The sequence below is a fragment of the Pseudomonas sp. FBCC-B1667 genome (genome assembly GCF_059133255.1).
The window spans coordinates 4,372,336-4,395,277 of record NZ_CP101437.1; the positions used below are offsets into that span (position 1 = coordinate 4,372,336).

The 22,942-nt window shown below is 59.3% G+C and carries 21 protein-coding genes; 10 read left to right on the forward strand and 11 right to left on the reverse strand.

What is annotated here, in order from left to right; all coding sequences use genetic code 11:
* The first annotated feature begins 172 nt into the window (after positions 1 to 172).
* From NL116_RS20195 to NL116_RS20210, 4 genes are read left to right on the forward strand one after another with little or no spacing between them, the layout of a single operon-like run.
* A complete protein-coding gene (locus NL116_RS20195) occupies positions 173 to 1,336 on the forward strand; it encodes an isovaleryl-CoA dehydrogenase (RefSeq protein ID WP_046032531.1) in 1,164 nt (387 codons plus the stop codon).
* A gap of 12 nt (positions 1,337 to 1,348) precedes the next feature.
* Complete coding sequence (locus NL116_RS20200) at positions 1,349 to 2,956, forward strand: carboxyl transferase domain-containing protein (protein WP_494373731.1); 1,608 nt, start codon at positions 1,349 to 1,351, stop codon at positions 2,954 to 2,956.
* Between the two features lie 13 nt (positions 2,957 to 2,969).
* Positions 2,970 to 3,782, forward strand: coding sequence for a gamma-carboxygeranoyl-CoA hydratase (locus tag NL116_RS20205; protein WP_494373732.1), 813 nt, complete (start codon positions 2,970 to 2,972; stop codon positions 3,780 to 3,782).
* The gene (locus NL116_RS20210; protein ID WP_494373733.1) at positions 3,782 to 5,731 is read left to right on the forward strand and encodes an acetyl/propionyl/methylcrotonyl-CoA carboxylase subunit alpha; all 1,950 of its coding nucleotides are present in this window, start codon (positions 3,782 to 3,784) and stop codon (positions 5,729 to 5,731) included. The genes NL116_RS20205 and NL116_RS20210 overlap by 1 nt, the downstream gene beginning before the upstream one ends.
* 39 nt (positions 5,732 to 5,770) lie before the next feature.
* Here NL116_RS20210 and NL116_RS20215 read toward each other — a convergent pair whose 3' ends face one another.
* A complete protein-coding gene (locus NL116_RS20215) occupies positions 5,771 to 6,412 on the reverse strand; it encodes a LexA family protein (RefSeq protein ID WP_494373734.1) in 642 nt (213 codons plus the stop codon).
* Positions 6,413 to 6,541: 129 nt separating this feature from the next.
* On the opposite strand from NL116_RS20215, the gene NL116_RS20220 reads away from it, so the two are divergent.
* The gene (locus NL116_RS20220) at positions 6,542 to 6,883 is read left to right on the forward strand and encodes a DUF6124 family protein (protein WP_494373735.1); all 342 of its coding nucleotides are present in this window, start codon (positions 6,542 to 6,544) and stop codon (positions 6,881 to 6,883) included.
* Between the two features lie 441 nt (positions 6,884 to 7,324).
* Here NL116_RS20220 and NL116_RS20225 read toward each other — a convergent pair whose 3' ends face one another.
* The 5 genes from NL116_RS20225 to NL116_RS20245 form a co-directional block, all read right to left on the reverse strand.
* The gene (locus NL116_RS20225) at positions 7,325 to 8,416 is read right to left on the reverse strand and encodes a quaternary amine ABC transporter ATP-binding protein (protein ID WP_494373736.1); all 1,092 of its coding nucleotides are present in this window, start codon (positions 8,414 to 8,416) and stop codon (positions 7,325 to 7,327) included.
* Entirely contained in the window at positions 8,406 to 9,269 is an 864-nt protein-coding gene (locus NL116_RS20230) for an ABC transporter permease (protein WP_494378101.1), read from the reverse strand. The genes NL116_RS20225 and NL116_RS20230 overlap by 11 nt, the downstream gene beginning before the upstream one ends.
* Positions 9,270 to 9,424: 155 nt before the next feature.
* A complete protein-coding gene (locus tag NL116_RS20235; protein ID WP_494373737.1) occupies positions 9,425 to 10,426 on the reverse strand; it encodes an ABC transporter substrate-binding protein in 1,002 nt (333 codons plus the stop codon).
* A 41-nt stretch (positions 10,427 to 10,467) separates the two neighbouring features.
* Positions 10,468 to 11,307, reverse strand: coding sequence for a pyrroline-5-carboxylate reductase family protein (locus NL116_RS20240; RefSeq protein WP_494373738.1), 840 nt, complete (start codon positions 11,305 to 11,307; stop codon positions 10,468 to 10,470).
* A gap of 32 nt (positions 11,308 to 11,339) precedes the next feature.
* Positions 11,340 to 11,999: a TetR/AcrR family transcriptional regulator gene (locus tag NL116_RS20245; RefSeq protein ID WP_494373739.1), complete on the reverse strand. Its 660-nt coding sequence runs from the start codon at positions 11,997 to 11,999 to the stop codon at positions 11,340 to 11,342.
* Positions 12,000 to 12,134: 135 nt separating this feature from the next.
* Here NL116_RS20245 and NL116_RS20250 point away from each other — a divergent pair, with 135 nt between their 5' ends.
* From NL116_RS20250 to NL116_RS20260, 3 genes are all read left to right on the forward strand, one after another.
* Entirely contained in the window at positions 12,135 to 14,171 is a 2,037-nt protein-coding gene (locus NL116_RS20250; RefSeq protein WP_494373740.1) for an oxidoreductase, read from the forward strand.
* Positions 14,172 to 14,190: 19 nt separating this feature from the next.
* Entirely contained in the window at positions 14,191 to 14,568 is a 378-nt protein-coding gene (locus NL116_RS20255) for a cupin domain-containing protein (protein ID WP_494373741.1), read from the forward strand.
* Positions 14,569 to 14,655: 87 nt separating this feature from the next.
* Positions 14,656 to 15,807, forward strand: coding sequence for a M14 family metallopeptidase (locus tag NL116_RS20260; RefSeq protein ID WP_494373742.1), 1,152 nt, complete (start codon positions 14,656 to 14,658; stop codon positions 15,805 to 15,807).
* A gap of 43 nt (positions 15,808 to 15,850) precedes the next feature.
* Here the strand turns inward: NL116_RS20260 and NL116_RS20265 are convergent, their stop codons facing one another.
* The 5 genes from NL116_RS20265 to NL116_RS20285 form a co-directional block, all read right to left on the reverse strand.
* The gene (locus NL116_RS20265) at positions 15,851 to 16,396 is read right to left on the reverse strand and encodes a cytochrome b (protein ID WP_494373743.1); all 546 of its coding nucleotides are present in this window, start codon (positions 16,394 to 16,396) and stop codon (positions 15,851 to 15,853) included.
* Positions 16,393 to 17,487, reverse strand: a complete 1,095-nt coding sequence (locus NL116_RS20270) for a catalase family peroxidase (protein ID WP_494373744.1) — start codon at positions 17,485 to 17,487, stop codon at positions 16,393 to 16,395. Before NL116_RS20270 ends, NL116_RS20265 begins: the two co-directional genes overlap by 4 nt.
* Positions 17,488 to 17,609: 122 nt before the next feature.
* Positions 17,610 to 18,374, reverse strand: coding sequence for an enoyl-CoA hydratase-related protein (locus NL116_RS20275; RefSeq protein ID WP_494373745.1), 765 nt, complete (start codon positions 18,372 to 18,374; stop codon positions 17,610 to 17,612).
* A gap of 48 nt (positions 18,375 to 18,422) precedes the next feature.
* Positions 18,423 to 19,748, reverse strand: coding sequence for a ferredoxin reductase domain-containing protein (locus NL116_RS20280; RefSeq protein WP_494373746.1), 1,326 nt, complete (start codon positions 19,746 to 19,748; stop codon positions 18,423 to 18,425).
* Positions 19,745 to 21,346 carry an amino acid adenylation domain-containing protein gene (locus NL116_RS20285; protein WP_494373747.1) on the reverse strand — a complete coding sequence of 534 codons (1,602 nt, stop codon included), beginning with the start codon at positions 21,344 to 21,346 and terminating at the stop codon, positions 19,745 to 19,747. The genes NL116_RS20280 and NL116_RS20285 overlap by 4 nt, the downstream gene beginning before the upstream one ends.
* A 268-nt stretch (positions 21,347 to 21,614) precedes the next feature.
* On the opposite strand from NL116_RS20285, the gene NL116_RS20290 reads away from it, so the two are divergent.
* On the forward strand, positions 21,615 to 22,121 hold the full coding sequence (locus tag NL116_RS20290; protein ID WP_140667822.1) for an RNA polymerase sigma factor: 507 nt from the start codon (positions 21,615 to 21,617) through the stop codon (positions 22,119 to 22,121).
* Positions 22,118 to 22,870, forward strand: coding sequence for an anti-sigma factor family protein (locus tag NL116_RS20295; protein ID WP_494373748.1), 753 nt, complete (start codon positions 22,118 to 22,120; stop codon positions 22,868 to 22,870). Before NL116_RS20290 ends, NL116_RS20295 begins: the two co-directional genes overlap by 4 nt.
* Positions 22,871 to 22,942: the final 72 nt, after the last annotated feature.

The following is a 22,942-nucleotide window of genomic DNA, read 5'->3' on the forward strand; positions in this document are numbered from 1 at the left end:
TTGGACCGAGGCATATGAATCGCCTCGATCGTTCAGAACTGGCTCTACTCTCGCTCAAGTTGACGTTAACGTAAAGGGTGATTGACAGCCATTCGTCACAAGCTTACGTTAACGTAAAGGTGAGAGCCGATTGACTGTCTCACCAACCGACAAAAAAGCCAAAAGGTGCCCCATGAGCTACCCATCCCTGAATTTTGCCCTCGGTGAAACCATCGACATGCTGCGCGATCAGGTTCAGTCCTTCGTCGCCAAAGAGATCGCCCCGCGCGCCGCTCAAATCGACATCGACAACCTCTTCCCTGCCGACCTGTGGCGCAAATTCGGCGACATGGGCCTGCTGGGCGTCACCGTGCCAGAAGAGTACGGAGGTGCAGGCCTGGGTTACCTGGCTCACGTAGTGATCATGGAAGAAATCAGCCGCGGTTCGGCGTCGGTTGCCCTGTCCTACGGCGCCCACTCCAACCTCTGCGTCAACCAGATCAACCGCAACGGCAACCACGAACAGAAAAGCAAATACCTGCCCAAGCTGATCAGCGGCGAGCACATCGGCGCCCTGGCCATGAGCGAACCAAATGCCGGCTCCGACGTAGTTTCAATGAAACTGCGCGCCGACAAACGTGGCGACAAGTACGTGCTCAACGGCAGCAAGACCTGGATCACCAACGGCCCTGACGCTAACACCTACGTGATCTACGCCAAGACCGACCTGGAAAAAGGCCCGCACGGCATCACCGCGTTCATCGTCGAACGTGACTGGAAAGGCTTCAGCCGCAGCAACAAGTTCGACAAACTCGGCATGCGCGGCTCCAACACCTGTGAGCTGTTCTTCGACGACGTGGAAGTGCCGGAAGAAAATATCCTCGGCGTACTCAACGGCGGCGTGAAAGTGCTGATGAGCGGCCTCGACTACGAGCGCGTCGTGCTCTCCGGCGGCCCGACCGGGATCATGCAGGCGTGCATGGACCTGATCGTTCCGTACATCCACGACCGCAAGCAATTCGGCCAAAGCATCGGCGAATTCCAACTGATCCAGGGCAAGGTCGCCGACATGTACACCCAACTCAATGCCAGTCGCGCTTACCTCTACGCGGTAGCCCAAGCCTGCGAACGTGGCGAAACCACGCGCAAGGACGCAGCCGGCGTGATCCTCTACAGCGCCGAGCGCGCCACGCAAATGGCCCTCGACGCAATCCAGATTCTCGGTGGCAACGGCTACATCAACGAATTTCCGGCCGGTCGTCTGCTGCGTGACGCCAAGCTGTACGAAATCGGCGCCGGCACCAGTGAGATCCGCCGCATGCTGATCGGTCGCGAACTGTTCAACGAAACCCGCTAAACGGAGCTGTCCATGGCTATCCTGCATACCCAGCTCAACCCCCGTTCGGCGGAGTTCGCGGCCAACAGCGCGGCGATGCGCACACAGGTCGACGCCCTGCACACCTTGCTCGCCCAAGTGCAGCTCGGTGGTGGCCCGAAGGCCCAAGAGCGCCACACCTCGCGAGGCAAATTGCTGCCTCGCGAGCGCATCAATCGCTTGCTCGATCCGGGCTCACCGTTTCTGGAGATCAGCCAACTGGCGGCCTACGAGGTGTATGGTGAAGACGTTCCGGCCGCTGGCGTGATTGCCGGGATCGGCCGCGTGGAGGGCGTCGAATGCATGATCGTCGCCAACGACGCCACGGTGAAAGGCGGTTCGTATTACCCGCTGACCGTGAAAAAACACCTGCGCGCCCAAACCATCGCCCAGCAGAATCGCCTGCCGTGCATCTATCTGGTGGACTCCGGCGGCGCCAACCTGCCGCGTCAGGATGAAGTGTTCCCGGATCGCGAACACTTCGGGCGGATCTTCTTCAACCAAGCCAACATGAGCGCGATGGGCATTCCGCAGATTGCCGTGGTGATGGGCTCGTGCACCGCCGGTGGCGCTTACGTGCCGGCGATGGCGGACGAAGCGATCATGGTGCGCCAGCAAGCAACGATTTTCCTCGCCGGTCCGCCGCTGGTGAAATCCGCGACCGGTGAAGTGGTCAGCGCCGAAGACCTCGGTGGGGCTGACGTGCACTGCAAGATTTCCGGGGTCGCCGACCATTACGCCGAGAGCGATGAACACGCCTTGGCCATTGCCCGACGCAGCGTCGCCAACCTCAACTGGCGCAAGCTCGGCGAAGTGCAACAACGCGCTCCGATTGCCCCGCTCTACGCCAGCGACGAGTTGTACGGCGTGGTCTCGGCGGACGCCAAGCAACCGTTCGATGTGCGCGAAGTGATCGCGCGCCTGGTCGACGGTTCGGTGTTCGATGAATTCAAAGCGCTGTTCGGGACCACGCTGGTGTGCGGCTTTGCCCACCTGCACGGCTACCCGATCGCGATCCTCGCCAACAACGGCATCCTGTTCGCCGAAGCCGCGCAGAAAGGCGCGCACTTCATTGAACTGGCCTGCCAGCGCGGCATCCCGTTGCTGTTCCTGCAAAACATCACCGGTTTCATGGTCGGTCAGAAGTACGAGGCTGGCGGCATCGCCAAGCATGGCGCAAAACTGGTAACCGCCGTGGCGTGTGCCAAGGTGCCGAAATTCACCGTGATCATCGGCGGCAGTTTTGGTGCCGGCAACTACGGCATGTGCGGTCGAGCCTACGATCCGCGCTTCCTGTGGATGTGGCCAAATGCACGCATCGGCGTGATGGGCGCCGAACAAGCCGCTGGCGTGTTAGTACAGGTCAAACGCGAGCAGGCCGAGCGCAGTGGCCAAGGTTTCAGCGCCGCACAGGAAGCCGAGATCAAGCAGCCGATTCTCGATCAGTACGAAGAGCAGGGTCATCCCTACTACTCCAGCGCTCGGCTGTGGGACGACGGCGTCATCGACCCCGCGCAGACCCGCGATGTACTGGCCCTGGCCTTGTCCGCGTCGTTGAACGCGCCTATCGAACCGAGCCGCTTCGGCGTGTTCCGGATGTGATCGGGAGAAAACCATGAGCGACTTCAAGACCCTCGAACTGCTGACCGACCCACGGGGTTTCGCCACCCTGTGGCTCAGCCGTGAAGAAAAGAACAACGCCTTCAACGCAGAAATGATCCGCGAACTGATCCTGGCGCTGGACACCGTGGCCAGCGATGCCAGCCTGCGCTTTTTGCTGGTGCGTGGACGCGGCAAACATTTCAGCGCCGGCGCGGATCTGGCGTGGATGCAGCAATCGGCCGAGCTCGATTACCACACCAACCTCGACGACGCCCGGGAACTAGCGGAGTTGATGTACAACCTCGCCAAATTGAAAATCCCGACCCTGGCCGTGGTGCAAGGCGCAGCCTTTGGTGGAGCGCTGGGCCTGATCAGTTGCTGCGACATGGCGATTGGCACCGATGACGCACAGTTCTGCCTGTCGGAAGTGCGCATCGGCCTGGCGCCAGCGGTGATCAGCCCGTTCGTGGTGCAAGCCATCGGGGAACGCGCGGCCCGCCGTTATGCGTTGACTGCCGAACGTTTCGGCGGACAACGGGCGCGGGAAATCGGTTTGTTGTCGGAAAGCTATCCGGTCACCGAGCTGGAGCAAAAAGTCGAACAGTGGATCGACAACCTGCTGCTCAACAGCCCCGCCGCCATGCGCACCAGCAAAGACTTGCTGCGCGAAGTCGGCCACGGTGCGCTGACTCCGGCCCTGCGCCGCTACACCGAAAACGCCATCGCGCGCATTCGCGTCAGCCCTGAAGGTCAGGAAGGCCTGAGAGCCTTTTTGCAAAAGCGTCCGCCGAGCTGGCAAGCCCTCACCACCAAGGAGCCGCGTTGATGAGCGCACCTGTTCTCACCACCTTGCTGGTGGCCAACCGTGGCGAAATCGCCTGCCGGGTCATGCGCACCGCAAAGGCTCTGGGCCTGACCACCGTGGCCGTGCACAGCGCCACCGACCGTGAAGCGCGACACAGCCGCGAAGCGGATATCCGCGTCGACCTCGGCGGCAGCAAAGCCGCTGACAGTTACCTGCAAATCGACAAACTGATTGCCGCGGCCAAGGCCAGCGGCGCTCAGGCGATCCATCCGGGTTACGGCTTTTTGTCGGAGAACGCCGGGTTTGCCCGCGCGATTGAAGACGCCGGCCTGATCTTCCTCGGCCCACCCGCCTCGGCCATTGACGCCATGGGCAGCAAATCCGCCGCCAAGGCACTGATGGAAACCGCCGGCGTGCCATTGGTGCCGGGCTATCACGGCGAAGCGCAGGATTTCGACACCTTCCGCGAGGCGTGTGAGCGCATCGGTTATCCGGTGCTGCTCAAGGCCACCGCGGGGGGCGGTGGTAAGGGCATGAAAGTGGTCGAGGACGTCAGCCAGTTGGCCGAAGCCCTCGCCTCGGCCCAGCGTGAAGCGAAATCCTCTTTCGGCGACTCACGGATGTTGGTGGAGAAGTACCTGCTCAAACCGCGCCATGTGGAAATCCAGGTCTTCGCCGACCAGCATGGCAATTGCTTGTACCTGAATGAACGCGATTGCTCGATCCAGCGTCGCCACCAGAAAGTCGTTGAAGAAGCACCCGCGCCAGGCTTGAGCCCGGAACTGCGTCGCGCCATGGGCGAAGCGGCCGTGCGTTCGGCGCAAGCCATCGGCTATGTCGGCGCCGGTACCGTGGAGTTTTTGCTGGATTCGCGCGGCGCGTTCTTTTTCATGGAAATGAACACGCGCCTGCAGGTTGAACACCCGGTCACCGAAGCCATCACGGGTCTCGATCTGGTGGCCTGGCAGATTCGTGTGGCCCGTGGTGAAGCGCTGCCAATGACCCAGGCCGAAGTGCCGCTGATCGGGCATGCGATTGAAGTGCGGCTGTACGCCGAGGACCCGGCCAATGATTTCCTGCCGGCTACCGGGCGTCTGGAACTGTACCGTGAATCCGCCGCAGGCCCGGGACGTAGGGTCGACAGCGGTGTTGAAGAAGGCGATGAGATTTCGCCGTTCTACGACCCGATGCTCGGCAAGCTGATTGCCTGGGGTGAGGATCGCGAACAGGCACGGTTGCGCTTGTTGAGCATGCTCGATGAGTTTGCGATTGGCGGGCTCAAGACCAACATCAACTTCCTGCGCCGGATCGTCGCGCACCCTGCATTTGCGGCGGCAGAACTGGATACCGGGTTCATCCCGCGCTTCCAGGAGCAATTGTTGCCCGCGCCGTCGGACCTCAGCGATGCGTTCTGGCAAACGGCCGCTCAGGCCGTTGCGCAGAGCCAGGCAGATTTACCGCGCGCAGATGATGCGAGTTCGCCATGGGCGATCAGCAATGGTTTCCGGGCTGGATTGCCGAAAGAAATCACCCTGCACTTGAGTTGCGAGGGCCAGGACCGCGCACTGACGTTAGGGGATGTCTGCACGGCCCAGCTTAAAGGCGAGCAATTGCTGACTGAGCACCACGGTGTACGCCGCCAGCATCGGGCAATCCGTCGCGGCGACTGTGTTTATCTGCAATGGGAAGGTGAACTGCGCCGCATCGAGTCCTACGATCCGATCAGCGCCGTCGACGCCAGCCACAGCCATCAGGGTGGGCTTACCGCCCCGATGAACGGCAGCATCGTGCGTGTGCTGGTAGAGGCCGGGCAAACGGTCGAAGCCGGGGCGCAATTGGTGGTGTTGGAAGCGATGAAAATGGAGCACAGCATTCGAGCGCCCCACGCGGGTGTGATCAAGGCTTTGTATTGCCAGGAAGGCGAAATGGTCAGCGAAGGCAGTGCATTGGTCGAACTGGAAGAGGCGTGAAATGAAGATCGGTCCTACGTTCTACGAGGACCGGTCTGATTAGAATTTGGCCGTTGCCTGAACCACTACGCCGAGAATTCGACAGTCATCGGTGTATAGGGCTTTCGGATACGTCGGATTGAGCGGGACCAGGTAACGCTGCCCGCTCTCTTCGATCAGCTTGCGAAACGTCGCCTCGGTGCTGTCCGACCACTGCGCAATCACCAGCTTTCCGGGCTCCGGCACAATGGCCGGGTCCACCAGAATCATCATGCCCTCGGCGATGCTCACGCCCGTGGGTGCCGTCATCGCATCTCCCACGACCACCAACCAGAATGCCGCACCCTGGGCGTGGTAATCGGTGAGTTCGAAGCGCGGCTTGCCGTAGACCGCCAGTTCACCGTCACGCACCTGCATCGGCTCGCGCCAGTCACTGACCGGGTAACGGAAGTACGGGTTGTACTTGTGCGCCAGGCAAGGCTCGTCGTCCTGCAAGACCTCGCGAATCACCATCGCCACTTCCAGAAAATCCATCCCGAGCGCGCGCAAGACACGGTTCATGTCTTGAATGCTCGGTTGACGGCGTTTATTCAGCCAGTGACCCACGCCACCCTGGGACATCCCAAGGCGGTCGGCGAGGACTTCCTGAGTGACTTTGAGATCACTCATCTTGGCTTTGACTAACTCAATCCATTTATCCATGTGCAGCACGATACGTGGGGTACTCCGACCAACAAAACACAACTTGTAGTATTTAAATTCCAGTCACAAATACAGTTCGTACTAGGATGGATTCACGGATCTGAATCTATCACGGAGCTTGCCATCGTCATGACGTTACCCAGCAATGACCTGCCAGATATGCAAATCGATACCACCTTGACCTCGCCCAAAGGCAATGCCGCCGCACAGCGAGCGCTGGATTATTACTTGAAACCAACTGTGTCCGAACCCGCTACTGTGGAGCGGTTCTTTGATGTGAACCCGGGTATCAGTGCGGAAGAGGCCCTGGTACATGCCTCGGATTTGTTGCGATGCGCGGCGGCGACGGCACATGAATCAGCCAGCAATCTGAACGGTCCGAGTCGCGACCTGGCCTATTCGACGGTGCACATGATCGACATGGCGAAGGCGATGATCGATCGGTCTTTGCAAGCGCATCAAACCCCATGAAACGGGCGAGCGTTTGGGGAGGAGAGGAAAGAGCTTTCCGGTTGCGCAGATAAAATCATTTGACCCTCAAACGAGAATGATTATTATTGCATGCAGCTGGTCGCGAGATCAGTCGATTGTCCAAGTGACCTTAGGTCGGTCTCCTGGACTATCTCCTCATCAGGCTAATCACGGTTTTTAACCCGGCTTTTGGCCGGGTTTTTTTTGCCAGTTCTTCTGGCTTTTACCTTCAGGCTAATGAAGTCTTTGGGTGCTGCAAATTCGATGGCGCGGATAATATCAAATGAATATTGGTTGGTAACAGAAGCCCGGCTTCATTGGGTCAAACGATAGTAAAAATAGCACTTGAGAATCAATCGCACAGTCTCTAAGCTGCGTCGGCGTCATGGAGGACGCCCCCTCTGCCCCCGCGATTTCCCTCGGTTTTACTTCGGTAAGCCGTCACGCTTCCGATTTTATTCTTGGCTGAACGACCTGGGACTCTTCACTCACTGCCGAGGTGACCATCGTCGCTATGATCGACTGCAGCGTCACCTGCCCTACCGGCTGACCCTGACCGTCAGTGACCACCAATTCTTCGAATCCCGCCTCAACCAGTTTTTTAACCGCTGATTCCAATGACGTACCCATGGGTACGGCCAGCGTCGCTCCGCCTTTCACCTGAACAATGGGCCGCATGATGGCCTCGACGCCGATCACTCGCCCCCGATTCACTTCTTTGACGAAGTTGGCAATGTAATCGTCGGCAGGATTCATGACGATTTCCTGTCGGGTGCCTTGTTGCACCACTTCACCGTCACGCAAGATCGCGATGCGGTCACCAATGCGCAGCGCCTCATCAAGATCATGGGTAATGAACACGATGGTCTTCTTGATCTCTTTTTGCAGGTCCAGCAGCACCGACTGCATGTCCATTCGGATCAGCGGATCCAGCGCCGAAAACGCTTCATCCATCAACAGAATAGGCGCATCACTGGCCAACGCCCGGGCAAGGCCGACGCGCTGCTGCATGCCTCCGGACAGTTGATTGGGATAGTGACTCGCGTAACCCTGGAGCCCTACCCGGTCCAACCAGCCTGTGGCGATCTCTACTTGCCTGTCACGGGACATGCCCTGAATCTCCAGCCCATACACCGCATTGTCGAGCACGGTGCGGTTTGGCAGCAGCGCGAACTTCTGGAACACCATGGAAATTTTATGTCGGCGAAACGCTCGCAGATCATTCGGGCTCATCTTGAGCACGTCCACGCCACCGACGATGACTTCGCCGGCGGTGGGTTCGATCAATCGATTGATATGACGAATCAAGGTCGACTTACCGGAACCGGAAAGCCCCATGATCACCTGAATCCCCCCGGACGGCATGCTGATATTGATGTCCTTCAACCCCAGCACATGACTGTGATTGCTCAACAGCTCAGCCTTGCTCATGCCCTGTTTGACCCGCTCGATACTGGCCTGTGCCTGGTAACCGAAAATCTTGTAGAGATGCCTGATTTCGATGCCGAAATCGTTGGTCAGATCAGTGGCCATGAACCCTCTCCAAATGCTTTTGCAGTCTTCGGCCATAGGCTTGGCTGACTCGGTCGAAAATTACCGCGATCCCGACAATGGCCAGCCCGTTGAAAATACCCAGGGTGAAATATTGGTTGGAAATAGCCTTGAGCACGGGTTGGCCCAAGCCTTGAACGCCGATCATCGAGGCGATGACCACCATGGCCAGCGCCATCATGATCGTCTGGTTGATGCCGGCCATGATCGAGGGCAATGCCAAGGGTAACTGGACGTTTTTCAGTTTCTGCCAACTGGACGAGCCAAAGGCGTCGGCGCACTCCAGCATCTCGGCGTCAACGTGACGGATGCCGAGGTTGGTCAAGCGGATCATCGGCGGCAAGGCATAGATCACAACCGCAATCAGCCCCGCGACCTTGCCAATCCCCAGCAACATCACCACTGGAATCAAGTAGACAAAGCTCGGCAGGGTCTGCATCACGTCCAGTACCGGGCTGACAAGATTCTGCAGACGGTTGGAACGGGCCATCGCGATCCCGGTCGGCAAGCCGATGACGATGGATATCACCGTGCAGACGAAGATCATCGACAGGGTCTTCATCGTGTCAGACCACATGTCCAGATAACCGATTGCCATCAGTGTGAACACGCAACCCAGGACAATTCTCCAACTGCGGCTGGCGAACCAGGCAATCAAGGCGACCAGCACAATGATGATCGGCCATGGCGTCGTGGTCATGAACTTTTCAGACTGATTGAGGAAAACCTGCAACGGCTGGAAAAAGGCTTCAAAGCTGTCGCCGTAAGTGCTGGTGAAGTTACGAAAGGCGCCATCGATGGCCTTTTTCAAGGCCCGGAGTCTTTCGTCCTCCATGTGTGGAAAGCTGAGTAACCACTCCATGACATTCCCCTTTTGTAGAAGACCGGTAGAAAGCTGGCAGGTCGTTTCAATACGTGGGTGTTTTTATTGTTATCGGTGCGCGAGGCTCAATGCAGCGCGAACAGGCGAGCTGCATCGACCCCAGTGGATTAAAGCGCAGCCTTGATCTTGCCGCTGGCTTCAGGGGTAACCCATTTAGTCCAAAGCGCTTCGTTGTTTTTCAGGAAATACTTGGCGCCTTCTTCACCGGTGGCCTGGTTGTCGGTCATCCAGGCAATCAGCTTGTTTACCGTCTCGTTGGACCAGGCGCGCTTGTTCAGGTACGCCATGACCGTTGGCGAACGAGCGGCGAAGGATTTGGTGGTGAGGGTGTAGACCCGATCAATCGGCCAGCCATTCGGTTTGGGATCAGGACAGTCAGCAACGGTATTACAACGTTTCCACTCCGCAGCATCGACCGGATGCCCATTGTCCAGTTTCACCATCGGGTACTTGCCCAATAAGGCGGTCGGCTCCCAGTAAAACCCCAGCCAAGGCGCCTTGCGCTCGTAGGCTTTGGCGATGGAGCCATCCAGCGCGGCGGCCGAGCCGGTGTCAACCAGCACGAAGCCGGCCTTCTCGAAGTCGTATGCCTTATAGAACTGACTGGTGACCACGGTGCCGCCCCAACCCTGCGGACCGTTGTAGATCGCGCCTTTTTTCTTGTCGTCGGGGGCCGGGAACAGTTCGGGATGCTTTTTCACATCCTCGAAGCTTTTGATGTCCGGATGGGCGTCGGCGATGTACTTCGGAATCCACCAGCCTTGCGAGCCGCCGTCGGATAACGAGTTCGCCGCCTGGATCAGGTTGCCACTTTGAATGCCGGTCCTGGCGACTTCCGGAACCAGGTCAATCCAGCCTTCGGGTGCGATGTCTGGCCGGCCCTTCTCGACCATGGAGGTGATGGTCGGAACCGTATCCCCGGTGACCAGATCGGCATTGCAACCGTAACCCGCATTGAGAATCAGCTTGTCGACGTTGGCCATGACTTCTGCCGATTGCCAGTTCATGTTGGCGATCGTTACATCCCCACACTCGGAGGCTGACACCCAACCGCTGAAGGCGACGATGCCGAGTGCAAGTCCCGTTTTCGAGAAAGACTTTAAATTCATAAACGCTAACCTCGATTGCGGCCAGAGTTAAGGAGGGCCAACTACCGCGTCATTGGACCTTCTTTCGTGTCAGCAGAATGGGCAAAGGGATTCATGCCATTGGCGACCGAGGCCGCTGAATCCAGACCTGCTTTTATTGTTTTATCGAATCCGCTGGCGAGCATGGCGTCGAGACCCGCCGCCGTGACCCCGCGATAATTGATGAGCGTCTGCAAGAGTTCGTCGGCGGAGCGTCCATTGCCAATCAACTGACTGGCTTGCACCACCACTGCATGGGAAGCGCGCTGGGCGATCGCCGATGGCAAACCGCTGCTCACGGCATGTTGAAACAGGCTGCGAGCCAACAACGCCGGGTAAGCAGGCCCTGTTCCCGACAACGCCGTCAGGTAGTTCAAATGACTTTCGCTAAAGACTTCATCGGCACCACCAAAGGTTTCGAACAACCGCTGGGCGAGCGCTTTCTGTTCTTCGCTGACCTGTTGAGTCGCCAGCCAGGGCGTATAGGATTTGCCGATTTCGGCGGCGGCATTGGCCATGGCGCGAATCACCTGCCGACTGCCAGTACGCAGTGCCACTTCGTCCAGAGAAACGCCTGCCATCAAGGAAATCACCAGCCGGTTTTCAGCGCAGATTTCCACCTCGGCAAACTGCTCGGGGCGCACGGACACGATGACCACCTCACAGCGCTCCACCAGCGCCTGGTTGTCGCTGGTTACCGAGACCTGTGACCACCGGGCAGTCGGCAGCGGATTGCTCGCACTGCGGTTCGAAAGCATCAAAGCCCCGGGCTGGACAAACGCCTTGTCGAGCATTGCCAGAGCAATCGAACGGCCAAGCCATCCCGATCCACCGATAATGCCTATCGTGGGTTCTTCGTGCATGTGAACCTGCCTTCGTCAGTCAGACGTCGCGATCAGTCCTGGGTAGACGATGAAACCTCATCCATCACATACCCATGGCGGGAGTAGAAGCGTTTCAATTCACGCTCCAGGGGTTCCTGGCCGGTGAAGATTTTCACGTACTCGGGAATCCGCCGCATTCGCTCCCCGATATCCTCTCGGGTGTTGGTGCTGATGTAGCCAATCTGTGTCAGGTAAATCGTGCGGGCCCGCACATCGGCACCTTCGAATGTGTAGTCGAAGCGCATGAACATCCGGATCAGCGCTTCGCGTCGGGCAATATCGGCCACGCGAATATGCTCGGACACTTCTGCGGACTGCAAAGCCCAACTGCGCATGGCAAATTCGAACTGTGAATCGAACAGATCGGGATTCAGCCAGCAGTCGAAAACATTCAGCATCGCTTCGGCAATGCTCTCGGCGTAACACTCGGTCTGGGCAACCAGATTACCGGTGTTCTTCACCCGCCAGCGCTCGATCAACGCAGCGAGCAGCTCTTCGCGATCCTTGAAAAACCAGTAAAAGCTGGTTCTCGACAACCCCAACTTTTTCGCCAGCGGCATCACCCGAACCGTGTCGACTCCGCACTCGGTCAGGCTTTCATAGGCTGCGTCGAGCCACCCTTCCAGTGACCCTCTCCAGCCGGTTTCTACTGCTTTGGTTTGTTCGTTCATGGCTGGATCCTAGTCGCTCACACAACACTGCGCAAGCAAAATGTACACTTGTGTCCACAGTGTTGACACAGGTGTACATTTCACCCTAACGTAATTTCAACGCAGGTCCTTGCCCGCTTTCGGAGAGTCTTGACGATGCTGAATGATCCGCTCCTCCAGCCTTATCAGTTGAAGCACCTGACTTTACGAAATCGCATCATGACCACCGCCCACGAACCCGCTTACCCCGTGGACGGCATGCCCAAGGAGCTCTATCGCGCCTATCACGTGGAACGGGCGAAGGCCGGCGTGGCCTTGACCATGACCGCCGGCTCCGCTGCGGTGTCCAGGGACAGCCCGCCGGTGTTCAACAACATTCTGGCCTACAAGGACGAGGTGGTCGGCTGGATGCGCGACCTGAGCGACGCCTGCCACGAACATGGCGCGGCCGTCATGATCCAGTTGACGCACCTGGGCCGGCGCACGCGCTGGGACAAGGGCGACTGGCTGCCCGTGGTGTCACCCTCGTTCGAACGTGAAGCCTCCCATCGCTCCTTCCCGAAGAAAATGGAAGACTGGGATGTGGAACGCATCATCAAGGACTATGCCGACGCTGCCGAACGCATGAAGTTCGCCGGCCTGGACGGCATCGAACTGCAAGCCTATGGGCATCTGATGGATCAGTTCTGGTCGCCACTGACCAACGACCTCGATGCCCCGTATGGCGGCTCCATCGACAACCGGCTGCGTTTTACCTTTGACATCCTCAGTGCCATTCGCCAGCGCGTCGGCCACGAGTTCATCGTCGGCGTGCGTTATACCGGCGACGAGTTAATGCCTGGCGGGCTGACCGCGGCCGACGGACTGGACATTTCCAGACGCCTGAAAGACAGCGGCATGGTGGACTTTCTCAACGTTGTCCGCGGCCACATCGACACCGACGCAGGTTTGACCGACCTGATTCCCATCCAGGGCATGCGCAACTCGCCGCACTTGGACTTTGCCGGTGAAATACGCGCCGCCACCGACTTCCCCACCTTCCACGCTGCAAAGATTCCGGACGTGGCCACCGCCCGCCATGCTATCGCCTCGGGCAAGATCGACATGGTGGGCATGACCCGCGCGCACATGACCGATCCGCATATCGTGCGCAAAATTATCGAAGGCCGCGAAGACGATATTCGCCCCTGTGTCGGCGCCAATTATTGCCTGGACCGGATCTATCAGGGTGGCGCTGCCTACTGCATTCACAACCCGGCCACCGGCCGCGAAACCAGCATGCCCCATGACATTCCCAAAGCGGCGAGCAAACGCAAGATTGTGATTGTCGGGGCCGGTGTCGCCGGGCTGGAAGCGGCGCGAGTGGCGGCCGAACGCGGCCATGAGGTGGTGGTGTTCGAAGCCGCCAATCAGGCCGGTGGCCAGGTTCGACTCACCGCGCAATCGGAACGCCGACGGGAAATGATCAGCATCGTCGAATGGCGCATGGCCCAGTGCCTGGCGCGCGGCGTCAGCTTTCGTTTCAATACCTGGGCCGAGGCCAGCACCGTCCACGACGAAAACCCGGACGTGGTGATCATCGCCACCGGCGGCCTGCCCCATACCGAGATTCTCTCGACAGGCAATGAACTGGTGGTCTCCACCTGGGACATTATTTCCGGGGATGTGAAACCCGGGCGCAATGTCTTGCTGTTCGACGATGCCGGCGATCATGCGGGACTGCAGGCTGCCGAATTCATCGCCAGAACTGGCGCAAAAGTCGAGATCATGACGCCGGACCGAACCTTTGCCCCGGAGGTCATGGCGATGAATCTGGTGCCGTACATGCGCTCGCTGCAAGCTTTGGATACCACCTTCACCGTGACGTTCCGGCTACTCGCGGTCGAGCGCGAAGGGCCGGATCTGCTGGCAACGATCGACAGCGATTACGGCAGTGCGCGCAAGGTCCGACGCGTCGATCAAGTGGTGGTCAACCACGGCACCCGACCGCTGGACGAACTGTATTTCGAATTGAAATCCGCCTCCAGCAACGGCGGCGTGATCGAACATCAGGACCTGATCGTCGGCAACCCACAACAGGTGGTGACCAACCCGGACGGCAGATTCCAGTTGTTCCGTATCGGCGACGCCGTAGCTGCGCGCAACACCCACGCCGCGATCTACGATGCCTTGCGACTGGTCAAGGACTTGTAAACCAACCCAGGTGAAAAACATGCCGAGCGATGAAACACCTTCGTGGAAAATTGCCGGGATAAACGGCATCCAGGGACCGGTCCAAGGCTCTCTTTATCACTCGTCCTCGATGGATGACTGGCTGCCGACACAGGCCGAAGGCTTCTGGATCAAACCGCTATTCGAAGACAGCGAGCGCGGCGAAAAAACCATGCTGATGAAAGTCGATCCTGGTGCCCAGGTCGCCAGTCATACCCATGAAGGCGAGCTGGAACAACTGTTCGTACTGCAAGGTTCCTTCTACGATCAGGACCGCACACTGAACGTCGGCGACTACTGCTGCCGCGCCCCGAATGCCGCACACAGTGCGGGCTCGATGCAGGGGGCGATCCTGATGGTGATTTATACGCGCCGATAAAGGGTTCACGATCGGCGATTTTCCATCCGCCTAATCACTTTCCAGCGTGTAAAGTAGCCGCCATAAAATCATATTCAGGAACCGACTATGACCGTGGCCAAATCTTCCTTCGACATCAGTGCAAATTTCGACAGCGGCAATATTGAAGTGCTGGATATCAGCAATCCGCTTCAAGCGCTGCTGGCCATCAAACCTGACACCCGCAGCCCGCATTTTCAATGGTTCCACTTCAAGGCCAGCGGCCTGCACGTCGGTCAGGAGCATTGGTTTCGCCTGAACAACGCCAGCAAGTCCTCGTACAACAAAGCCTGGGAAGGTTATCAGGCCGTTGCATCGTACGACCACGTCAACTGGTTCCGCGTACCGACCATTTTTGAAGGCGACTGCCTGCGCTTCAGCCTCGAAGCCACCGCCACCCACGCCTGGTTCGCCTATTTCGAACCTTACAGCCGAGGCCGTCACGACTGGCTGATCGAGCAGGCACTGACCAAGGCCGGCACCGAGTTGCTGGCCACCGGCAAGAGCGTTGAAGGTCGCGACATTCAGTTGTTGCGCAAAGGCACGGGGGCCGAAGGTCGGCGCAAGGTCTGGATGATCGCTCAGCAACACCCTGGCGAACACATGGCTGAATGGTTCATGGAGGGCGTGATCGAGCGCCTGGAAAAGCACGACGACCCCGTGTTGAACAAACTGCTGGCCAGCGCCGACCTGTACTTGATCCCGAACATGAACCCGGACGGTGCCTTCCACGGTCACCTGCGTACCAACGCCATGGGTCAGGACCTGAACCGAGCCTGGCAGAGCGCCAGCCAGGAGACCAGCCCGGAAGTGCTGTTCGCGCAACAGCAGATGGAACAATATGGCGTCGACCTGTTCCTCGACATCCATGGCGATGAAGAAATCCCTTACGTGTTCACCGCAGGCTGCGAAGGCAACCCGGGCTTTACACCACGCATCGAAAAACTCGAAGAGCATTTCCGCAGCCATCTGAAACACCTGACCAAGGATTTCCAGACCAAGCACGGCTACACCCGCGACGAGCCGGGAAAAGCCAACATGACCCTGGCTTGCAACAGCGTCGGTCAGAAATTCGATTGCCTGTCGTTGACCCTGGAGATGCCGTTCAAGGACAACGACGATGCACCGAATGCGCTGACCGGCTGGTCCGGAAAACGCTCCAAGCAATTGGGTAAAGATGTGCTGACCACCGTCGCCGACATGATCGACATTCTGCGCTGATCGCCCTCAAGGGCTGCATGCCAGGCATGCAGCCCTATCATATTCAGCCGCGATCCTTGCTCCGCAACATGCTGTTCAGCACATCATCACGCCGCACCCAACCGTGAAACAACGCCGCCGCCAGATGCAGCAGCACGGTCAAGAACAGCAAATACGCCAGATACCCATGCGCCTTGCGTAATAACGCAAACACCTGCGCATTCGCCGGCAGGATCGATGGCAACTGGAACGAGTTGCTGAGCATCACCGGATCCCCCGCCGCCGAAATCATCGCCCAACCGAGCAACGGCAAGACGAACATCAAGGCGTACAGCAAGACATGCGAGGCCTTGGCCGCCAATGCCTGCCAGCTCGGCAAATCGGCCGGCAACGGCGGCTGTTGCGTGGAAAAGCGCACGAACAAACGCACGATCACCAGCAGCAGAATCGCAATGCCCAACGGCTTGTGCAGATGGATCAACCACTCATGGCGCTCGGACACCGAGGCCACCATCCCCGCGCCAATAAACAGCATCGCAATGATCATCAGCGCCATCAGCCAATGCAGCAGCCGAGCCAACGGCGCGAAATGGTTAGGTTGGGCGCTCATTGTTGAGCCTCCTGTTTAGCGGCGGGCAACTGATTGACTTCACTGGTGCGGCGCAAGTAGGAACTCGCGTAACCGGCTGAACGAGCCGCGAGCAACGGGTCGTCGGAACCTTCGATACCGCTGGGCAGCACGAGCGGATCGTAGTTGATGTCGCGACACTCGCCATTGAGTTGTGGCTGTGTGCGTTCAAGAACCAGGGTGCCCGCATTCAGCACTTTGCGACCGTCAGGCCAGGCCTTGCTGGCGTCATTGACCGGATCCCCCGGGTTCGCCAGCGTGATCATCAACTGCCAACGCAACGGTCCGGCCGACAAACGCTGAACGAGGTCTTTCTCAAGAAAATCACTGCCTTCTGGCGCTGTAGCGCCCGCCGCATCCTGTGCCACCGGCACCATGTTCCAACGCGCCGCCTGGCGTTGACCGGCGGCATTCACCAAATAGAACGCGTTGACGCTGTTGTACGTCTCGGTCGCATAACTGGCCGACGGCTTGGCGGTTTTGATCCAGGCCAGGAACGGTGCAGCTTCCGGATGGGCACCGAAAAATGCCGGGACCGCCGCCGGATCAGGTTTGCCCGTGGCCGGAAGCGGCGACTGGGCTTGCTGCAACTGATAGAACGCTTCAGGCGTGCCCACCGGGAACACCGGCATGCTGTTCATTCCGGTGCGCCACTGCTGGCCGTTAGCCTGGGTGAATCGCAACGCCATGCTGCGAATCGGCACGGCGCTGTCAGGCGCGTAAGGATTGCCGGCGGGCAATGCGAACCGCCCGACCACCGGGGTCTGGGCTTCGCTGAACACCTGAGCACTGGAATAGGTGCGTGCTTGGGCGGTGCTTTCGAAATGGCCGATCACGCACACGCCTTTGGCGTGATTGCGCCGGAAACCCGGGTGAACGCCGTTGTTGGTTTCCAGCACATTGATCAGTTTTTTCGGCGTTAGTCGTTGTGGGTCAAAGGTGCCGTTGACGTAGGCAAAGGCCCCGGCCAGCGCGGCGACCACCACGGCAATGCCGGCCAGGCGTAACGTCAGGCTTGCGCCACTCAGCGGTGGCCGGGCGGGCCCGGATGGCGGTGTTGAGCGATCAACCATGAAAGACTCCAGGGCCATCGGCCACAGGGGGAAGGAGCTATGAGACGAACGTCACGTAGGATTATTCCCCCTGAACTGTAGTTTCTTTCAAAGCGCAGCGAGCGACGAATACTCACCTCCCCTCATACGGGGTTAAAACACGCCTCACGTTTTTCGAGAAAAGCCTGCATGCCTTCTTTTTGCCCCGGGGTTGCAAACAACCCGTGGAACGCCCTCCTCTCGTACAGCAGACCTTCGCGTAATCCGTGTTCCAGCGCGCGATCAACCGCTTCGCGCGCCGCCATGGTGGCGGTTTTGGCGAAACCGGCGATGGTCTGCGCCGCCGCCATGGACTCCTCCAACAGGTCGGCGGCGGCAATCACCCTCGACACCAGTCCTGCCCGTTCGGCTTCCTCGGCAGACATCGCGCGACCAGTGAGGATCATGTCCATGGCTTTCGATTTTCCGATCAGGTGCGTCAAGCGCTGGGTGGCGCCCATGCCGGGCATCACGCCCAGTCTGATTTCCGGTTGGGCAAATCGCGCCGTATCGGCCGCAAAGATCAAGTCGCACATCATCGCCAACTCGCAGCCGCCACCAAACGCATAGCCGGCGACCGCAGCCAGCGTGGGGGTGCGTAACGCGGCAAAGGCTTCCCATTCGGCAAAATAATCCTCGTGGACCATGTCCAGATAGGACTTTTGGCTCATCTCCTTGATATCGGCACCGGCCGCGAAAAACTCATCGGTACCGGTCAGGACGAAACACCCCACCCCTGGATCCCGATCCAATCGTTGCAGTGTGTCCAGCAATTCGCGCATGACCTCATCGCTCAAGGCGTTCCGGGCTTGCGGGCGGTTGAGACGAATCAAGACGACTCGATCATGACGTTCGATCAATGTGTGCATGGTGACCTCTTTGAAAGTAGTTGAAGGGTTGAACGGCCAGCGCTCAGCTCAGGAATCCCAGATCGCGCCGTAAGCTGGAATGCCGCGACTTTCCATTTCCTCGACCACTCGCCGAGTCAGTGTCTGGTTGGAAATGCAGATCACGGCCTCTGCACCGGTCGCTTGAACCGCGTCATAGGCCAGTTGCACCAGGTCGGGTTTGCCGAGCACATCGGTGTCCCAGATCAAGGCATCGGGCTCGGCCTCGAGAATTTCCTCCACCAACTCGTCACCGTAGGTTTTGCGCGGGTTGCGGGTCGACCAGACCAGATGGATCGGCACCTGCCTTGCAAGCAGATGAGGCAGTACCGGGCCGATGCCGCTACCGGTTGCGACATACACCACAGACTTGAACAGGGTTTCGATGTGCGCCACGCCGGCGGTGGTAATGCCTTTGACCCAAACGTGAGTCGGCATTTGCTCGATGAATTCGCCGGTCCAGTCCCCGGCCCGGGAAATGATCAGTCGAAAACCGGCCTGCCCCGGCGTGGGAATGTTGGCAAACGAATGCCACTCCAACAGCGGATTGAGACTGATGGCGTTGGACGAACCGGCAAACGGCGTGACATGTCCGAACCGGGCTATGACGGCGTGGGATGAAGTCTTGAGTAACTGCACCGGTACTTTGCGCAAGCGTAACCATGGCAACGCAATGCTGAACGTCAGCACCATCAGCATCCAGAAGGCCATTGAGGTGGTCAGCACGTCTTGCAGCGGCGCTTGCGGGTTCTGATCACGGGCAAACAGAAGGGTCGAGACCCAGAACATGGCGAGTGCCGTCCAGCCACCGAAGCGATGAGTTCGCTCAAACCCATTGTGGAAACGCGAACGAATCCACGGATGCGCCATGGTCGCCACCAGCAGCAACACCCCCAGCAACGCTGCGTTCACCCAAAGCAGCGCAGTCGAAACGCCGCCCTTGCCGTCAATCCAATGCCAACCCAATGAGCCCAGCAATGCCATGAACCAACCAATGGCGGCCAAGGCTGCGCCACTGTGCAGGCCACCCAGGTGATAGACCTTGGCCAATGAGCGACGAATCACCAGCGGCCAATGGACGGGAGCGCGGGTGGCCAGCCAGAACACCAGATTGATGACGTATTGCTGGCGTATCAAAATCGCCAACGACAGATTCGCCACGACCAGCCCAGCCAGCGTTTCCAGGGCCACACCGGAGGATGTCCACCATTGCCCGGCATTCAACCCGTGCGCCAGCGCGGCACCATTCAGTACCAGGACCAGTGCCACAAGACGGTTGTAATGGGAAAACACCGGCAGCGCCCCAAGGCGTTGCCACAGCGCACGTCTGGCGGGTAAACCGCTGGCGGCGCTCATGCGTTCACCCTCGGTACCGCGCTGGCATCAAGGCTGGCCTGTTGTGCCTGGGCCAGCAGCAGCCGCTTGTCGGCTTTACCCCGTGAAGTCAGGGGAATGTGGTCCACAGCGATGATCAACGAAGGGACGCAATAGTAGGCGAGGCGCGCCTCACAACGTTGTCGCGCCGCCTCGATGTCGGCGGACGCAGGGCTGACGAAGGCCACCAGATGACGACTGTCGAGTTTCAGCGTCACCGCTCGCTCGCAGGAGTCGCATGACTCCAGCACCGCCGACACACTGTCGAGCTCGACCCGAAACCCCCTTACCTTGACCTGATCATCGACGCGGCCCAAGTGTTCGAGCTCGCCTTCCGCCGTCCAGCGCCCCAGATCGCGAGTACGAAACATCATCCGGTCCTGACCAAGAAACGGATCGGGTCGATAACGTTCGGCGGTGAGCGCAGCATTCCCCGAGTAACCCGCCGTGACGCAATCCCCGCCCGCCCACATCTCCCCTTGCACCCCAACGGCACACGGTCGACCGTCTTCATCGAGTACGTACACCGTGTTATTGGGCGTGGGTTTGCCGATGGTCAGGGGCCTTCCGGCCTGATACCGCTGCATGGTGTTGACGATGGTGGTCTCGGTCGGGCCGCAGGCATTGTAAAACGTGCAAAACGACGACCAGCGATCAGCCAGTGACTGGGGACATGGCTCACCGGCAACGGCCACGACCTTGGCCTGTTGGCAACGTGCGGGATCGAGTGTGCCGAGAATCGACGGCGTGGCGATCAGCACGTCGCAGCGCTCGGCGGTCTGAGCAATGTCTCTGCCCCGGATCATCAACGTCGCGCCATGGGCCAGGCAACCGAGGATCTCCCACGCGGCCATATCGAAGGCGATGTTCAGAATCTGCCCGACCTTGAGCCCAGGCTTCATGCCGAGGTTGCCCGGTTCCGTCAGCAGAATGTTGCAGACATTGCGGTGGGTAACCCGAACCCCGTTGGGCTGCCCGGTGGTCCCGGAAGTGAACAACAGGAAGCACAGTTGATCCGGGGTCGTTGACGGCGTACCCACCACGTTCGATTCGTCCGCTGAGGTGGTCGGGACGGTCATGAACGCATCGAGACAAATGCACTGCTGCGCTGCTGTGAGGGGAATCTGCGACTCGAGGCTCGACAGCGTCAGCACAAGACGCGTGGCAGCAACTTCCATAATGTGGCGCAATTGCGGTACCGGGGTGATTCCCACGTGCTGGGGAATGTAGGCCGCTCCCGCCTTCAATACGGCCAACATACCCACCAGCATGGGGACCGAGCGCTCCACGAACAGGGCAACGTGATCACCGGGCTTGATGCCCTGGCTGATCAACACGGCAGCCAGTCGATTGGCCTGTCTGTTCAATTCGTTGTAGGTGAGGGACTCACCGTGCCAAAGGGCCGCAACACCGTGCGGATGGGTCACGGCTTGCGCTTCGATTGCGTGATGAATCAAGGAGAACGCTGGCGTGACCGTCGGCCCACGGCCCACTGTCTGCCAAAGGTCCTGATCAATAGCTGGCACAGGCATCGGCGAGTAGGCCAATGCTGGTTTGAGGGGGATTGCGTGCTCTTGCATGTCAAAATTCTCATCGGGCTCAATGTTCAAGCTCAAGACCCGCGGGTTGCGCCGAGCCGTTTGACTGGCTGGACGGAATGCGGCTTGCACTTGTTACGAGGGTTGAGCCACGACGCTTGACGTCATTACATGGATTACAACCAATCAGGATAAGTCCTACAAAAAGTGGGCCATGGGATTTTCTTTTACGGCAGAGGGAATAACCTGCCTTAGACGGCGTCTTCCTTGTCACTGCCGCCCTTCACTGACTCAGAACCCGCCCTTTCCCATGAACGATATCGACGAACAACTCAGAGAAATCATTCCCAGGCTCCGGCGTTTCGCCGTGTCCCTGACGCGCAATCCCAGCAGCGCCGACGACCTGGTGCAGTCGAGCCTGGAGCGTGCTCTGTCGAGTTGGGCTGACAAACGCCCCGAAGGCGACTTGCGCGCCTGGCTGTTTTCGATACTGTACCGGCAGTTTCTGGATGCCCATCGCCGTTCCCGGCGCTATGCGCGGATGCTCGAATTCTTTACCGGGCGCGACGACGCACAGCCCTCGGTTGAACGCACGGTGATTGCCCAATCGACGCTGCAAGCCTTCGACCGACTCACCACCGAACAGCGCGCCTTGCTGCTCTGGGTGTCAGTCGAAGGATTAAGTTATAAAGAAGTCGCCGAGATTCTCGACGTCCCCACCGGCACCGTGATGTCCCGCCTGTCTCGCGCCCGCCAGGCCTTGCGCCAGCTCAGCGACGGCGAAATCACCAGCCCATCTTTGCGGATACTCAAATGATCAGCATGCCCCCAAGCGAGCGCGACCTGCACGCCTACGTCGATCACCAACTCATCGACGCCGACCGACGTCTGGTGGAAACGTATCTGGCCAGCAACCCGCAAGTGGCGGCGCAGGTGCGCGCCTGGCAGCAGGACGCCCAACAACTGCGCGCCGCCATGAGTGGTGCCCTGCACCACACCGCCAACCCGGACCTCGACCCGGCGCTGATTCGCCAGCGCCTCAAACGCCAGTCACACCGACATCTCGCCAGCGCGGCGGTGCTGTTGATTGCCGTCAGTGTCGGTGGATTGAGCGGCTGGCAAGCGCGCGAGATGACCCTGCCCAGCCCTGCGCTGCCAATGACCGATGCCCTGCAGGCTTATCGCCTGATTGCCCAGCAAGGCATCCTGCCGGCCGACTACAAAGTCAGCGAAGATGGCGATATGCAAGGTTGGCTCGACCGTTATTTCACCCGTGCCAATCGCCTGCCAGACCTGTCGAGTGCAGGCTTCAAACCGGTCAGCGGCCGTTTGCTCAGCACCGAACAAGGCCCGGCGGCGATGGTGGTTTACGAGGATCAGGGTGGGCACAAGATCAGCTTCTACGTGCGCCCACCGGGACCAAAAAACAACTTCCTGCCACGGGGCAGTCGCAGCGATGGCGAGTTACAGGCGGAGTACTGGTCCGGCAGCGGCTACAACTACGCGATGGTCAGCCCGAGCGACACGCCGACGGCGCAGATGCTCAAGCAGACGGAGCAGTTCTGACCCCCTAAAGGGATTCGGCTTCGATCGCAAAACCTGGCCCCCCAATCAACGGTAGGAGGGAGCCTGCTCGCG